Origin of the sequence: Microcoleus sp. K5-D4 (genome assembly GCF_036704575.1) — a bacterium.
In the GTDB taxonomy this organism is placed as follows: Bacteria; Cyanobacteriota; Cyanobacteriia; order Cyanobacteriales; family Microcoleaceae; genus Microcoleus.
Map to the genome: position 1 here is coordinate 1 of NZ_JAUBSD010000040.1, position 12,997 is coordinate 12,997.

General features: G+C 45.0%; 13 protein-coding genes. 7 read left to right on the forward strand and 6 right to left on the reverse strand.

All coding sequences use genetic code 11. From position 1 onward, the window contains the following. Positions 1-251: 251 nt before the first annotated feature. The 3 genes from QUA77_RS14425 (at position 252) to QUA77_RS14435 (ending at position 4,880) form a co-directional block, all read left to right on the forward strand. Positions 252-1,271, forward strand: a complete 1,020-nt coding sequence (locus tag QUA77_RS14425) for an ATP-binding SpoIIE family protein phosphatase (protein WP_333040034.1) — start codon at positions 252-254, stop codon at positions 1,269-1,271. Continuing rightward, positions 1,268-2,851: an ATP-binding protein gene (locus QUA77_RS14430; RefSeq protein ID WP_333450762.1), complete on the forward strand. Its 1,584-nt coding sequence runs from the start codon at positions 1,268-1,270 to the stop codon at positions 2,849-2,851. Before QUA77_RS14425 ends, QUA77_RS14430 begins: the two co-directional genes overlap by 4 nt. A gap of 556 nt (positions 2,852-3,407) precedes the next feature. Then, positions 3,408-4,880 (forward strand): MBOAT family protein, encoded by a 1,473-nt coding sequence (locus QUA77_RS14435; protein ID WP_333450763.1) that lies wholly within the window; start codon positions 3,408-3,410, stop codon positions 4,878-4,880. Between the two features lie 334 nt (positions 4,881-5,214). On the opposite strand, the gene QUA77_RS14440 is transcribed toward QUA77_RS14435, so the two are convergent. Beyond that, the gene (locus QUA77_RS14440) at positions 5,215-6,039 is read right to left on the reverse strand and encodes a sulfurtransferase (RefSeq protein WP_333450765.1); all 825 of its coding nucleotides are present in this window, start codon (positions 6,037-6,039) and stop codon (positions 5,215-5,217) included. Between the two features lie 25 nt (positions 6,040-6,064). Then, positions 6,065-7,063 carry a hypothetical protein gene (locus tag QUA77_RS14445; RefSeq protein ID WP_333450767.1) on the reverse strand — a complete coding sequence of 333 codons (999 nt, stop codon included), beginning with the start codon at positions 7,061-7,063 and terminating at the stop codon, positions 6,065-6,067. Positions 7,064-7,698: 635 nt separating this feature from the next. On the opposite strand from QUA77_RS14445, the gene glmU reads away from it, so the two are divergent. Further along, positions 7,699-9,087 (forward strand): bifunctional UDP-N-acetylglucosamine diphosphorylase/glucosamine-1-phosphate N-acetyltransferase GlmU, encoded by a 1,389-nt coding sequence (glmU, locus tag QUA77_RS14450; protein ID WP_333450769.1) that lies wholly within the window; start codon positions 7,699-7,701, stop codon positions 9,085-9,087. A 180-nt stretch (positions 9,088-9,267) separates the two neighbouring features. Here the strand turns inward: glmU and QUA77_RS14455 are convergent, their stop codons facing one another. After that, positions 9,268-10,011, reverse strand: a complete 744-nt coding sequence (locus QUA77_RS14455; protein WP_333450771.1) for a hypothetical protein — start codon at positions 10,009-10,011, stop codon at positions 9,268-9,270. Between the two features lie 307 nt (positions 10,012-10,318). Beyond that, positions 10,319-10,789 carry a transposase family protein gene (locus tag QUA77_RS14460; protein WP_333450772.1) on the reverse strand — a complete coding sequence of 157 codons (471 nt, stop codon included), beginning with the start codon at positions 10,787-10,789 and terminating at the stop codon, positions 10,319-10,321. A 218-nt stretch (positions 10,790-11,007) separates the two neighbouring features. On the opposite strand from QUA77_RS14460, the gene QUA77_RS14465 reads away from it, so the two are divergent. The 3 genes from QUA77_RS14465 to QUA77_RS14475 all read left to right on the forward strand — a co-directional run bounded on the left by QUA77_RS14465 (position 11,008) and on the right by QUA77_RS14475 (position 12,011). Further along, a complete protein-coding gene (locus QUA77_RS14465) occupies positions 11,008-11,283 on the forward strand; it encodes a hypothetical protein (RefSeq protein ID WP_333450774.1) in 276 nt (91 codons plus the stop codon). Positions 11,284-11,450: 167 nt separating this feature from the next. After that, positions 11,451-11,684 carry a transposase family protein gene (locus QUA77_RS14470; RefSeq protein WP_333450776.1) on the forward strand — a complete coding sequence of 78 codons (234 nt, stop codon included), beginning with the start codon at positions 11,451-11,453 and terminating at the stop codon, positions 11,682-11,684. Between the two features lie 135 nt (positions 11,685-11,819). Then, positions 11,820-12,011: a transposase family protein gene (locus tag QUA77_RS14475; protein ID WP_333450819.1), complete on the forward strand. Its 192-nt coding sequence runs from the start codon at positions 11,820-11,822 to the stop codon at positions 12,009-12,011. A 243-nt stretch (positions 12,012-12,254) separates the two neighbouring features. Here QUA77_RS14475 and QUA77_RS14480 read toward each other — a convergent pair whose 3' ends face one another. Together QUA77_RS14480 and QUA77_RS14485 are read right to left on the reverse strand one after the other, a co-directional pair. Beyond that, positions 12,255-12,395 (reverse strand): hypothetical protein, encoded by a 141-nt coding sequence (locus QUA77_RS14480; RefSeq protein ID WP_333450778.1) that lies wholly within the window; start codon positions 12,393-12,395, stop codon positions 12,255-12,257. Positions 12,396-12,540: 145 nt separating this feature from the next. After that, positions 12,541-12,939 (reverse strand): helix-turn-helix transcriptional regulator, encoded by a 399-nt coding sequence (locus tag QUA77_RS14485; RefSeq protein WP_333450780.1) that lies wholly within the window; start codon positions 12,937-12,939, stop codon positions 12,541-12,543. Positions 12,940-12,997 lie beyond the last annotated feature (58 nt).

Below are 12,997 nucleotides of genomic sequence, written 5' to 3' on the forward strand. Positions count from 1 at the left end.
TGTTCGTAATTCATATTATTCAGCTAATTTTTTCTTTTATTTTACTAGAGCGCTCGCACTTTCGCAAGAGGTCTATTAAAGCATTGGGAATGAGTGAGGACGATCGGGGTTTGGAGCTTGCGTATAGTTGTATTATTTTTTAAATTGGTATAAAGAGTAACCAGCAAAGCCAAGAAGTGATTCTTGGAATCCCACACCATACCCGGAGAGGGTTGGCGTATGGAGGATTTCATTATGAGAACTGATAAAAAATGATAGATGCCGTAGCCTTGCCCGTAACAGAAGAAAGTCAAGTCGGAGAAGCGCGGCGAATCGCAGTCGCCCTGGCGGCCGAAGTCGAATTTAACGATACCGATCGCGGTAAAGTGGCAATTGTTACCACCGAAGCAGCAAAAAACGTGGTCAAGCACGCCCGCGAAGGAGAAATTTTGCTGCGAACATTCAAAACAGCGGCAGGATATAGCATTGAAATAGTAGCGCTAGACCGGGGGCAGGGCATGGCAAATGTCGCGTTGTGTCTGCGGGACGGTTTTTCTACAGCGGGAAGCCCTGGAACTGGATTGGGGGCAATTAAACGCCTCTCTACTTTTTTTGATATTCATTCTGTACCAAAACTCGGGACAGCCATATTAGCGCGGCTGGAACCGACCCAAAATAGCCGGGAAGCCTTCCAAAACAGCAATTACTTGGAATTTGGGGTCATCCACTTGCCCAAAGTAGGAGAGCAAATTTGCGGGGATTCCTGGGCTGCGGAAAATCACCTTGACAAAAACCTGATTTTAGTTGCTGACGGGCTCGGCTACGGGGATTTGGCAGAGGAAGCGTCTCGCGAAGCAGTGCGGGTATTTCAAGAAAACGCCAAACTCGGGCCGAAAGCAATTTTAGAGAAGGCGCACGCTGCTTTAAAAAATACCAGAGGAGCGGCTGCGGCGATCGCCCAAATAGATCCTACCCAACAAACAATTTGTTTTGCCGGAATTGGCAACATCAGCGGTGTAGTTGTCACAGATAACCAAAACCGCAGCATGGTTTCCTACAACGGCACAGTTGGACATATGATGCGAAAAGTAGCAGAATTTGTCTATCCTTGGTCGCAGCAGTCCCTACTCATCATGCACTCCGACGGTTTGGCGGCGCAGTGGAATTTAAACCGCTACCCGGGTTTAGCCTCCAGGCATCCTGCTTTAATCGCAGCCGTGCTCTACCGGGACTTCAAACGCACTCGCGATGACATGACAGTTATAGTAGCCAAGATGAGAGAAGCAGCGTGAGTTACCCAATCCTGACGACGGAAGTCCGCTTTGAACAAGACATCGTACAAGTACGCCAAAGAGCTCGCCAAATTGCTAAAGGGCTGGGATTCGATTCCCAAGTACAAACCCGCATCGCCACAGCAGTTTCCGAAATTGCCCGCAATGCTTTCAAATATGCAGGCGGTGGCAAAGTAGAATTCATTGTGGAAGGGGAATCGCCCCAAATTTTTCGGACTAGGATTTCAGACACGGGGCCGGGAATTGCTGATTTACCGGCTGTGTTAAGCCCCAATTTTCGATCGCAAACCGGCGCGGGACTTGGTTTAGCCGCAGCGAAACGGTTGATGGACGAAGTGAAAATCGACTCTCAGCCCGATCGCGGAACGGCTGTACAATTAGTTAAGCAGTTTTCCAAAAATATGCCTGCGCTGAGTGCGATCGAACTAAATCAATTAGTTGACAAACTAGCGCGCCAAATTCCCGAAGATCCCTATGCCGAAATTCAGCAGCAAAATCAAGAATTACTACGCACTTTAGACGAACTCCGCCAGCGTCAAGAAGAGCTCGTACAATTAAATCAACAACTAGAAGATACCAATCGCGGAGTCCTGGCACTTTACGCTGAATTGAACGACAAAGCCGAATCTCTCCGGCGCGCCAGCGAACTCAAAACCAGCTTTCTCTCCAATATGAGCCACGAGTTTCGCACTCCGCTAACGGCAATTATGAGCCTTTCCGAAATATTGTTAAATCGCCTCGACGGAGAACTTTCAGACGAACAGGACAAGCAAGTAAATTACATTTACAAATCTGCTGAGTCTCTCGCAGAACTTGTCAACGACTCGTTAGATTTAGCCAAAGTCGAAGCCGGAAAACTAACTGTTCGCTTGGCTGATTTTGAAGTCGAAGATTTGTTCAGCGCCCTGCGAGGAATGATGCGCCCCCTGCTTCCCCAAAACTCTGCCGTTTCTCTAATTTTTGAAGAACCTCTCGAACTTCCAATCCTCACCACCGACGAGGGAAAAGTTTCTCAGATTTTGCGAAATCTGATTTCTAATGCCCTCAAATTTACTGAAGCAGGTGAAGTTCGAGTTGCTGCGGAAATAGGAGAGGAGGGAACAGTTACTTTTTCAGTGGCAGATACGGGCATTGGCATTTCTCCACGCGACCAAAGGCGGATTTTTGAAGAATTTGTCCAAATAGAAAATCCCTTGCAGAATGGCGTCAGAGGCACCGGATTGGGATTGTCTCTATGCAAAAAACTGGCGGAATTTCTAGGGGGAAGCATTGAAATCACAAGTTCACCCGGAGTTGGTTCGACTTTTTTGGTCACACTGCCGATTCTGTATCCTGGAGAGGAAGAAAACCCTTTGGAAATGTCGGCTGCTAAGGGAGATGAAATATCGCTGGCAAGCGCAAATTCTCGTAGCTTGCGGGGTTCCGGGCGATCGCCAGCGGCGGATTCAGCAGCCAAAGTTTTGAGTGGGGAGGATGAAGATAGTTTTTCGGTATTTGCTGAAAAACTTGCTGGCAGAAATTCATTGTACTGCGATATAAACACCCACGGTGCTGCAAATTTGCGATCGGCGGCTCTTTGAGCAACCGCCAGCAATTTTTATCGACATTATGATACTGACTCTGACCGAATTTGAGGTTGGAGAAGGGTTGAAATGCGATCGAACTACTTGTCAAATACCTGCTATCGTGATGAATTCAAAACATTTTGGGTTACATCACTTTTTTGCTGTGCGGGATGCTAGACCTGCACGGTGCAAAATATTATTCCGATGCGAAGGGAAACGATATCAGGAATTATAGCTTTTGAGAACTGAAGTCGGATGCTGCGAACGTAATTATATTTTTTCACCAAAATTTATATTGTTCATAAGAGAGGTAATTTATAGCAGGCAAGATTTATTTAATTGGCAACAGAATTTAACCTTTGTGCTGTAAAATGTAGCAGTTCTCAGTTGCCGACTATATAGTAGGGACTTACCGAGGGCCTGTTTTCGTGTCGGCGATCGGCTAAAATCCATGATAAATCTCGTTCTTAGCAAAGTTTCGATTAATAAAAAGAATGCAACTGTAGGCGCGTAATTCAAACCCATACAAAATAAGCCATTCTCAATTCTAAAATCTCAAATCTAAAATGGTATGACTTTCATCTCCCTTCAATATGCGCTGTTTCTGTTAGTTTTGTTCGCGGCTTACTGGTTGGTTCCGCTGCGGTGGTGGCGGCTGTTCATCATGTTGGCAGGTAGTTTGATTTTTTACGCTTCGCTGCAAATTTGGTACATTCCTCTGCTGTTAGTTGGTGCTTTGTTTAATTACTGCTTGGCAATGGCGATTGGGGAACCTCTGGATTGGCGGATTGCTAATGAATCTTGGAACCGCCGCCGTTTGTTGCTGCTGTGGATAGGCATCTGCCTGAATGTTTTGCTGCTTCTGGGCTTTAAGTATGTGCCTTTTTTATTGAGTTCGATCGGCACTTTGTTCAATTGGCCTTTAGCTATCGACGGGGCTGACTGGGTGAAAAGTCACGTCATCGCACCTTTGGGATTGAGTTTCTTTTGCTTTGAGTGCATTGCTTATTTGATTGACGTGTACCGAGGCGCGCCTGCTGCTACTTCGCTGCTGCACTTTGCTGCTTACAAGCTGTTTTTTCCCAAGCTGATTTCTGGCCCGATTACTCGGTATCACAACTTGATCTATCAACTGAAAACCCAGCAATTTCCGACGCCAGATCGCATTTCTGAGGGACTTTGGACGATCGCCTTTGGTGCAGTAAAAAAAGGTCTTTTCGCAGATAACTTAGGAATTTATGTCGATTTAAGTTTTACCAACTTGCAGCGGGCGGGTAGCGAGGATTTGTGGCTGGCTATTTTTGCTTACGGGCTGCAACTTTATCTCGATTTTAGTGGCTATGTTGACATGGCGCGGGGTACTGCTTTGCTGCTGGGTTGGTATTTGCCACCAAATTTTGATTTTCCTTATTTTAGTGCCAGCATAGCTGATTTTTGGCGACGCTGGCACATGACTTTAGGCGATTGGCTACGCAATTATTTGTATTTTCCTTTGGGCGGTTCGCGAGTCGGTTTGTGGCGCACTTGTCTGAATTTGGCGATCGTCATGTTAATTGCGGGAATTTGGCACGGGGCAGCTTGGGGATTTATTGTGTGGGGGGGTTTACACGGTTTAGCTTTGGCGGTTCACAGGCTGACTGATGTGCTGTTTAAGCGGTTGCGGATCGAGTTTTTGTGGGAAAATCCGATCGGTATTGCGATCGGTTGGCTGTTGACTCAGGCGATGGTTTTTGGTAGTTGGATATTTTTCCGACTTCCAGATTTAAAGGATTCTGGATGGGCGATTTCGCATTTGTGGGGACACGCTGCTGACGTGCAGTTTGCTGAGAAAGTTTATGGCGAAGCTTTGGGTTTGGAAAGAGTGCATTTAACTTGGATGTTGGCGGCTTTGGCTGCGGCGATGCTGGGGAATTATGCGTTGAGTCGGGGTTTGAAATTGGAGTTAAATTGGCCGCTGAAATTGGTGTTAGTGCCGCTTTGTTTGTATGCGGTTTGGGTGTTGGCTCCCGAAGGGGGTTTGCCTTATATTTATTTTGATTTTTAGGGTATTATTTAATTCGCCGTAAGGTGCAGCGACCCTACGACGACATTGATGTCCGCCGAAGTGATTCCCAGTTACCTATTAGTGTCAACTTAAGCTTTTAGTTCGGCACTCCTTCCGCTCACCCAACAGTCCGCCAGGGAATGAATTCCCTGTCTCATAGCTAAAGTCCTCTCAAAGAGGACTGAAGAACTTATTAGTCCTAATAGCGAGGAGTTTCGCTTTGAGGCTCTTGTTTCAACCGCTGCCGGACTGAGGGTTGAACGTTAAGTTGACATCAATGCCCGCTACCCTACAACTCACACCCAACAGTCAACAATCATCTTGCTCTTGGGCCCTACAACTGATAAGAACACCAGTCGCTCCAGCTACCGACATAAAGTTTAGCATCGGGAATTCCGGCGATTTCTAAAGACAGTAAATTAACGCAAGCCGTCACCCCGGAACCGCAATAAACAATAATTTCTTCGGCTTTTTCTAATTCCGTCCACCGCTGTTTTTGTTCGGATGCCGATCGCAATTTTCCAGTTTCATCAGTCACCCCTTGCCAAGGATAGTTAACCGCACCCGGAATGTGACCTGCAATGGGGTCGATAGGCTCCCGCAAACCTTCATATCTCTCGCTTTCTCGCGAATCAACCAAAACATTTCCCGGCAAGTCTTTACGCTCTTTTACCGCCTCAATATCTACCGCCAAATCCTGCTGCAAGTGGGTCACAAATTTACCCTCCCGGGGTTCTGGCAAAATATTTGTTACCGGATAGCCCGTCGCTTTCCAGCCGCTGAAACCGCCGTCTAACAAAGCGACTTTGCTGTGTCCCATATATCGCAGCAGCCACCACAAACGAGCGGCAAAAGCCAGCCGCGAATCGTCATAGGCGACGACTAAAGTTTCTGGTGAATTAATGCCGATCGCGCTCAGCTTCTCAGCTAATTCTTCAATATTTGGTAGGGGATGTCTACCGCCGTGTTTGCCCACTGAACTCGCAAGATCGCGGTTTAAATCTAAATAGAAAGCTCCGGGAATGTGGCTTTCTTGATATTGTTTTTGTCCCAATTCAGGGTCTGCCAGGGAAAACCGACAGTCAATGATTACAACTTGCGGATTGTCCGTATTGGTGGCTAACCATTCAGGAGAAACGATTAAAGTGTTGTCAGTCATAATTATTCAAATCTATATTTTAACATTATCTAGAAGGAGATTTTTTCTCGGATTCTGCTTGGTCGGGAGGAGATTTCTTAGAAGTAGCTTTCTCTGAAGCTCTATTTTCAGAATTGGATTTTTTAGTAGTTGCTTTCTCCGAAGTTTCTTTTGGCGAATTGGATTTTTTAGGAGTTGCTTTTTCCGCAGGTGATTTTTCGGCTGGTGCGGGAGTTGGAGTTGGCAGAGGGGGAGTTACTGCTGCTTCTTGAGCGTAAAGCAGATATTTCTGATACTCGATTACTTTTGCTTGAGCTAGTTGATGGTTGGGGCTAGAAACTGGTACTCTTCTCATTAATGAGACCGCTTCTTGCCACCGATCGGTAACTGTAGTCCAATCTTCCTTTGTTTTTGCCGCTCGGCCTAATTCTGCTGCTTTGAGTGCGCTGTTAACGGCTTCTCGAAAAGTATCTGGTGCAGTTGCTAAATTTGCTGTTTCATCGGGATTCTCCCCCGCAGTTGCTGCTGGCTGGTTCAAAATTTTACCGACAAACGCCACCACGGCGATCGCCAACATACCGGTTACTAGCCCGACTACAATGAAAGTCGATCGCAGTCGATTCTCAAATGCAGCAAGTTCCGGCGGTTTTTCCTCCTCAAATTTGTTCTCCATCTCTGTGCGATCGTCCATATTAGCAACCGCAGTATTTGGCACAGATTCTCCCCCAAAGCTCTGTGGTTCAAAATTGCTATTCTCCAAACTAAACTCTTGACTCCAAGCAGCAGCAATCTGACCGTTTTCTCGGCCCTCAACCTTCACTTTACGAATCGAATCCGGCTGCAAATTCGTCAGATCGGTGCGGACAAAATCAACTAATGTATTTTCTATGGGTACCTGCTCGGCCTCAAGAATTACATCCAAACAGTCGCCGTCGAGATTCGCCGAGGCTGTGATGCCTTCAGATTGCAACTGGCTGTTTAGCCAAGATGCGATGGCCTGCGGATTTCCCTGCTTGGCAAGTTCCTGAAAATTAAGCTCTGTCATAGCTGGACACCTGATAATGCAGAAGGTAGAAGGTAGAAGGAAGTTCGGTAACGGATTACGTAACAGATGTAACGGATGGAAGAAGTCAGAAGGCTTTAGTTATTTAGCAGAGAAGTCAGAAGCAATATGATAGCTCATGTTTCAGCAATTAAGAACGTCTTAACCTTCGGGCGCGGTTGCTATAGAAGGCAGAATTAATGAAAAAGTCAGAAATAATTTTTTTAAAGTTGAAAACACCCTAACTGAAATTCAACAAATAGTATAATGTATCGTGGCAAATCCCAGCCCAAATACGCAAATTATCACTCTCGCTCCCCCTCCCAGCCCTTGGGAAAAGACTCGCAGTCCTTATTCCCAAACGAACTCAGGTTTGTAGTGAGGAATGCAAGTCGTCTTGATCAGCCGCCAAATACTGTTGCTGCAACCGGGTTTTTGATACCGGGCGCGCCAGTCCAGATATTGCAAGCATCGCCCCTAAAACCAGCATCCGGCTGGAAAAATTCTTGATCGCGCGGATGGGAGATGGGAAATTTTAGGTGAAAAATTTGTGCGATCGCAGTGCCATCGGCCGGCAGCGAGTGATATCATCAGTGAGTCAATATTCAAGTTTTTATAGCAAATAACTCGATCGCACAATGGTAGCAATAGCAATTTTAGCGGCTGGACGCGGCACACGCATGAAATCTGACTTACCCAAAGTTCTACACGAATTGGGCGGTCGATCGCTAGTTGAGCGAGTCGTCCAAAGTTGTCAACAAATTCAAATTACCAGGCGACTTGTCATCGTCGGTTATCGAGGCGAACTCGTTAAAGAATCGCTGATGAGATGTCAAGAAATATCGGAGAAAAATTCTCAACTTCCTCCCCTAGAATTTGTAGAACAAACCGAACAATTGGGAACAGGTCACGCCATCCAACAATTGCTGCCTCACTTAGAGGGATTTCAAGGGGACTTGCTGGTCTTAAATGGGGATGTACCTTTGCTGAGGGCAGAAACTATCAAACAATTGATAGCAATTCACAAACAGCACCAAAACTCTGCTACCTTATTGACAGCTAATTTGCCGAATCCCCAAGGATACGGTCGAGTATTTACCGACAGTCAAAACTTAGTCCAGCAAATTGTCGAAGACCGCGACTGCACACAAGCTCAAAAGCAAAATCACCGCATTAATGCAGGTGTTTACTGCTTTCATTGGCCGGATTTAGAGAAAATTTTGCCAGAATTGAAGGCAGATAATGACCAAAAAGAATATTACCTAACTGATACGGTAAATTTCCTCAATCCGGTAATGGCGCTGGATGTGGAAGATTATCAAGAAATATTGGGAATTAACGATCGCAAACATTTAGCCACAGCTTGCGATATTTTGCAAACGCGGATCAAGGACAAGTGGATGACGGCGGGAGTGACGCTGCTAGATCCCAACAGCATCACGATCGACGATACCGTAGAGTTGCAGCCGGATGTGGTAATTGAACCGCAAACTCACTTGCGGGGAAACACTTCGATCGCCTCTGGGAGTCGCATCGGCCCCGGCAGTTTGATCGAAAACAGTCAAATTGCAGAAAATGTGACTGTACTTTATTCGGTGGTTTCTGACAGTATGGTTGCCGAAAATTCGCGAATTGGCCCTTACGCACACTTGCGGGGACACGCAGAAATTGGGGCGAACTGCCGCGTCGGCAATTTTGTAGAATTGAAAAATACTCAAATAGGAGATCGAACTAATGTTGCTCACTTGTCTTATCTAGGCGACGCCACTTTGGGAGAAAAAGTCAACATCGGTGCTGGGACAATTACGGCGAATTATGACGGAAAAAACAAGCACAAAACTCAAATAGGCGATCGGAGTAAAACGGGTTCTAACAGCGTGCTGGTAGCACCGATAGCTTTGGGGGAAGATGTTACTGTAGCAGCGGGTTCTGTGGTGACAGAAGATGTGCCGAATGATTGTTTAGTAATTGCCCGTTCCCGGCAAGTTGTCAAACCAGGTTGGAAGTTGAAAGAACCTAAAAAGTGAACGATTGTTCACTTTTTAGATGATGAGTTTCCCCCCGCGAGTTTCGCATTCGATACCACAGAAACGGGGTTTTTATAAGGGGCGCGATCGCGCTCTAGGAGAAATTTTGGTAAAAAACCCGGTTTCTGCGTAAGTCGGCAAGCTTGAGAAATCGGGTTGATGGCGATCGGCTATTTTGTGTTATTTTTGCTCGTGCAGATAGTTGTTAATCGCTTTGGCGATTTTTTCTTGCTCGTAGGGACTCATCGTGTTGGGCAGGGATATGCGAGATCCTCCACAAACTAACAGTCTGACTTCGTACCAAGTGTCATTCTGCCGATCTTTGGTTTGATCGACTTCCACGCCATAAATCTCGCACAGAGAGTATTCAATTACTTTACGTGCAAACAAACCCTGCTGTTTAACAGTCAAGGTGTTTAAATTTCCATCGAAGCTGTAGGTTTCATTATTTCTCAAGACGATCACTGCGGCTGCTGCAAGCAAAAATATGCCTCCTGTCCATCCCAACCAGCGATCTTCTTGGCTTAAGCGCAGCAATCGATCTTTGGCATTTTTAACAAAAAAATTGATGTCAGAAGCAACAGCGTCTTGGCTTCCCCAATTAGTGGAGTTAGCAGTGAAAGGAACATAGCCAACAGAAGTCAAAAGTACCACTCTGGTTTTATAGCCGCATCTTTGAACTTTAGCTCCCTGCAAAGAAGCAAGCTCAATTTCTTTGATGTTCGACCCCAGTAAATTCGATCGCACCAACTGACAATTTCCTTGTTTGGCCTGCAATCGCTGGCAGCTCAGGGTTGCTTTATGATAATCAAAAGCCAGCCCGAACAGTCCAAAGGCTATGAATAAACAACTAGGCAACCAAAAATCAAATATGCTTTGAGTCTGAATTATTAATTCACTTGCTGTTTGCTTGATTATTTTCATTTATCTCACCTTGTGATTCCAAAAATGAGGCTACAGATCGACTTCCTGACCCGGATGAGCAGAATTGTTAACTTATATATTATTTGAAGTCGTCCTTTACCATGACCCCTTTTATTGTGCTAATAGATTAGCACTAAAAGCTCTCACAGACAACCAAGGTCGCGAGTTTACCTGCAGCTGAGTTTAAGATACTTTTCCGTGATTTAAAGTCAATATTCCGGACAGTTGTTCATAGCTGAATGGGTTATTCTCGCTTGACTTAGAGCCACTGTGGATGATTAAATCAATAGACCTCTTGCAAAAGTCATTATGAAAGGTTAAGTTCATAGTTATAGATGCCTGCAATCAGGTTGAAGCATAAACCAAATCTACGTCGGCGATTTCGGTAACGTTCCGACAGAATCCGAACAATTTTCAGTTTCCGATTGACGTGTTCAATGACAATACGTTGGCTTGCCAGAGTACGGTTTTCCTGTCGTCGAACCTTAGATAAATTAGAGCTTTTGGGCTTTTTAGTAGGGATCTGACTATTGGCAAGAAGTTTCCCAATTCCTTGATAACCCTTGTCACGCCAAAGCTTAATTGTAGTGGCTAGCCTGACTTTACTGAAGAATGAATAGTCACAAGGAATGCCTTCTGCCTTTACCACGAAGCTCTGCAAATAATTGCTCCCGTCTTTTGATTGACCACTAATTGTGACTTCAAGGTGTGATACTTTTTTTTGCCCGAAAACACTTGTCGTTTTTTTTTTGACGCTCGACTGGACTTTCGGCCACATCGACCACAACCAGTCCTAAAACTGAGTCAGGTTGTGGCAGTGCTTTCTTTCCGGGTAAGCTAAACCGACCTGAACGAATCAATGTATTCTCTACGTGCCTCACTTGCCGGAACGCAGTGGATTCATTGATGTTCCCGCTTTGAGCAATAGACATCTCCCAAAAAGAAATGGTTGATCGATCGCTCTTAAATTATAAGGGAATTTTATACCCCAAAAAGATGAGCAAACTCCGAGAATACCTGGAAAATCATCCATCCGAGACTCAAAGAATGTTGGGGATAGAGTCCGACCAACTAATAGAACTAATTACCAAGGCAAAAAACCTGTACGACCGCCACAAAAAACAGCAAGAAAATCAGAAAACTCGGCTCATCAAACCTGGCAGCGGTCGCTCTCCTAAACTAACGAGATCAGACCACATTCTTTTGACATTAGTGTACCTGCATAACTTACCTATAGCCTTTCTCCGAAAGATGAGGTACGACTGGGCATAGGGCATAAGGCATAGGGCATAGGGCTCCGTGGGCATAGGGCATACCTCACTTTTTTGAGAACCGCTATACTTTTCAAATACTTGGGGTACAATTTGGCATGGGTACTCCACGCTAATTATATTTTTCACCACTGAGTAAAGATTTTAAGAGAGTTATTACCCGGTTCATTGTTAGAACAAGTAAAAAAAAATGATTCCGCTCGGGCATGGGTGCGGGAAATTTTGAAAGAATTTGAGTTGATAGTAGATAGCTACCAGCAGCCCATACAAAGACCTACGGACAATGAAGAGCAGAAAAAAAATTACTCTGGCAAGCAAAAGAGACCTACTAAAAAGAACCAGGTAATAGTCATGCCATCCGGTAAAGAGAGGGTTGACGTAGTAGTAGGAGAAACCGGATAAACAGCCGACATAAACATTTGGAGAAAGCAGCAAGCGTCATGAGAAACCTCACAAAACTTTCAAGGGGATAAAGCTTATGCACTCGACCATTAATTAATACTACTCATAAAAAACATCGTCAGGGAGTTCTGACTCCTGCTTGCAGAGAGAGCGAATAAGTCAAAGGCTCAAAAAAGAATCTTTGTCGAGCATCTAATTAGATTACTAAAAATATGGAGAGTAGCATCAGAAATATTTCGCTTAAGAGCAAAAAATTACGCGAGAGTAATTTTGGTGGTATGTGGATTAGTAAGATGGCGAATAGGTGCGATCGTTATGTGTCAATAAAAGTCCCCACAAGCTGAAAAAAAACAGTAAAATTTAGGTCATCAAATTGGGTAGTTTTTATCGCTTGACCGTTGAAACCCTTATGGAAGCGTTGGTTTCTGGCCGACTGTCCCTGCGGGAACCGTCCGCCAGAAACCAAGCGGGGAAAGGGATTGGAATTATGGGAGAGGTCTAATGTGAAAGTAGGTACGGTACTCTCGTCAATATTGTAATGCCAGTAGTACCTGATCTTCTAAGCTCAGTTTAGGTGGACGACCGGGTTTCCGTTTCTTGCGTTTCTGTTGTTCGCTTTACTGACACCATTTCTGCAAAAGTTGTAGACCCAACGCCACATAATTTCTTAAAGGCTTCTGGCTTTAAGCTTTGCACTTGTTCGTAAGTCATCAGTTTTTCCTCTCAATCACCTCACTATTGCCCTTATTGGAGACTTTTGCAAGAGGTCTAAGGAAAAATAGGTTCCCAAGTATAATCCTCTATCGAGCCTATAACTGGAGATGCAATGGTAGCAATAATGGCTTGCCTCAATCTTTCAATCTCGTTTTCCGTCAGCACTCAAGAGTTCCTCTACAACTCGTAAAAATTCACCCATTGTTATGTCCAGAGCATTTGTAATGTGACTAAGAACTCTAACAGATGGACTTTTCAGCCCTCGCTCAAGCTGGCTGATATAGGTTCTGTGCAGACCTGTGACTTCTGCCAGATATTCTTGGGACCAACGTTTCTCTATGCGACGACGTTGTATTTCTAATCCTAAAGTTTGGTCTAGTTTGCTAGGCTGCATAGAGAGAAATAGTAAGGTTTTGAATACAAAAGTGCTACAGACTAAAGTATTCAAGGTGGCTATATGAACACTGAACTCACTCCCCTCTGGTGGCAATGGCATCTTGGCTGTGTCCAAAAGCCCAGGTTTAACCAGCTTTTTCCCCATGCCGGGAAACTTCCCGCTAAATTAAAGAAGTAAAAAAATCATTCACATCCTACCCAGG

What these genes read in the sequence shown, in the direction of transcription:
- QUA77_RS14435 (WP_333450763.1), top strand. Translation starts at nt 3,408, where the DNA reads ATGACTTTCATCTCCCTTCAATATGCGCTGTTTCTGTTAGTTTTGTTC.
- QUA77_RS14480 (WP_333450778.1), bottom strand. Translation starts at nt 12,395, where the DNA reads ATGACTTACGAACAAGTGCAAAGCTTAAAGCCAGAAGCCTTTAAGAAA.
- QUA77_RS14440 (WP_333450765.1), bottom strand. Translation starts at nt 6,039, where the DNA reads ATGACTGACAACACTTTAATCGTTTCTCCTGAATGGTTAGCCACCAAT.
- QUA77_RS14455 (WP_333450771.1), bottom strand. Translation starts at nt 10,011, where the DNA reads ATGAAAATAATCAAGCAAACAGCAAGTGAATTAATAATTCAGACTCAA.
- glmU (WP_333450769.1), top strand. Translation starts at nt 7,699, where the DNA reads ATGGTAGCAATAGCAATTTTAGCGGCTGGACGCGGCACACGCATGAAA.
- QUA77_RS14460 (WP_333450772.1), bottom strand. Translation starts at nt 10,789, where the DNA reads ATGTGGCCGAAAGTCCAGTCGAGCGTCAAAAAAAAAACGACAAGTGTT.
- QUA77_RS14485 (WP_333450780.1), bottom strand. Translation starts at nt 12,939, where the DNA reads ATGGGGAAAAAGCTGGTTAAACCTGGGCTTTTGGACACAGCCAAGATG.
- QUA77_RS14445 (WP_333450767.1), bottom strand. Translation starts at nt 7,063, where the DNA reads ATGACAGAGCTTAATTTTCAGGAACTTGCCAAGCAGGGAAATCCGCAG.
- QUA77_RS14465 (WP_333450774.1), top strand. Translation starts at nt 11,008, where the DNA reads ATGAGCAAACTCCGAGAATACCTGGAAAATCATCCATCCGAGACTCAA.
- QUA77_RS14425 (WP_333040034.1), top strand. Translation starts at nt 252, where the DNA reads ATGATAGATGCCGTAGCCTTGCCCGTAACAGAAGAAAGTCAAGTCGGA.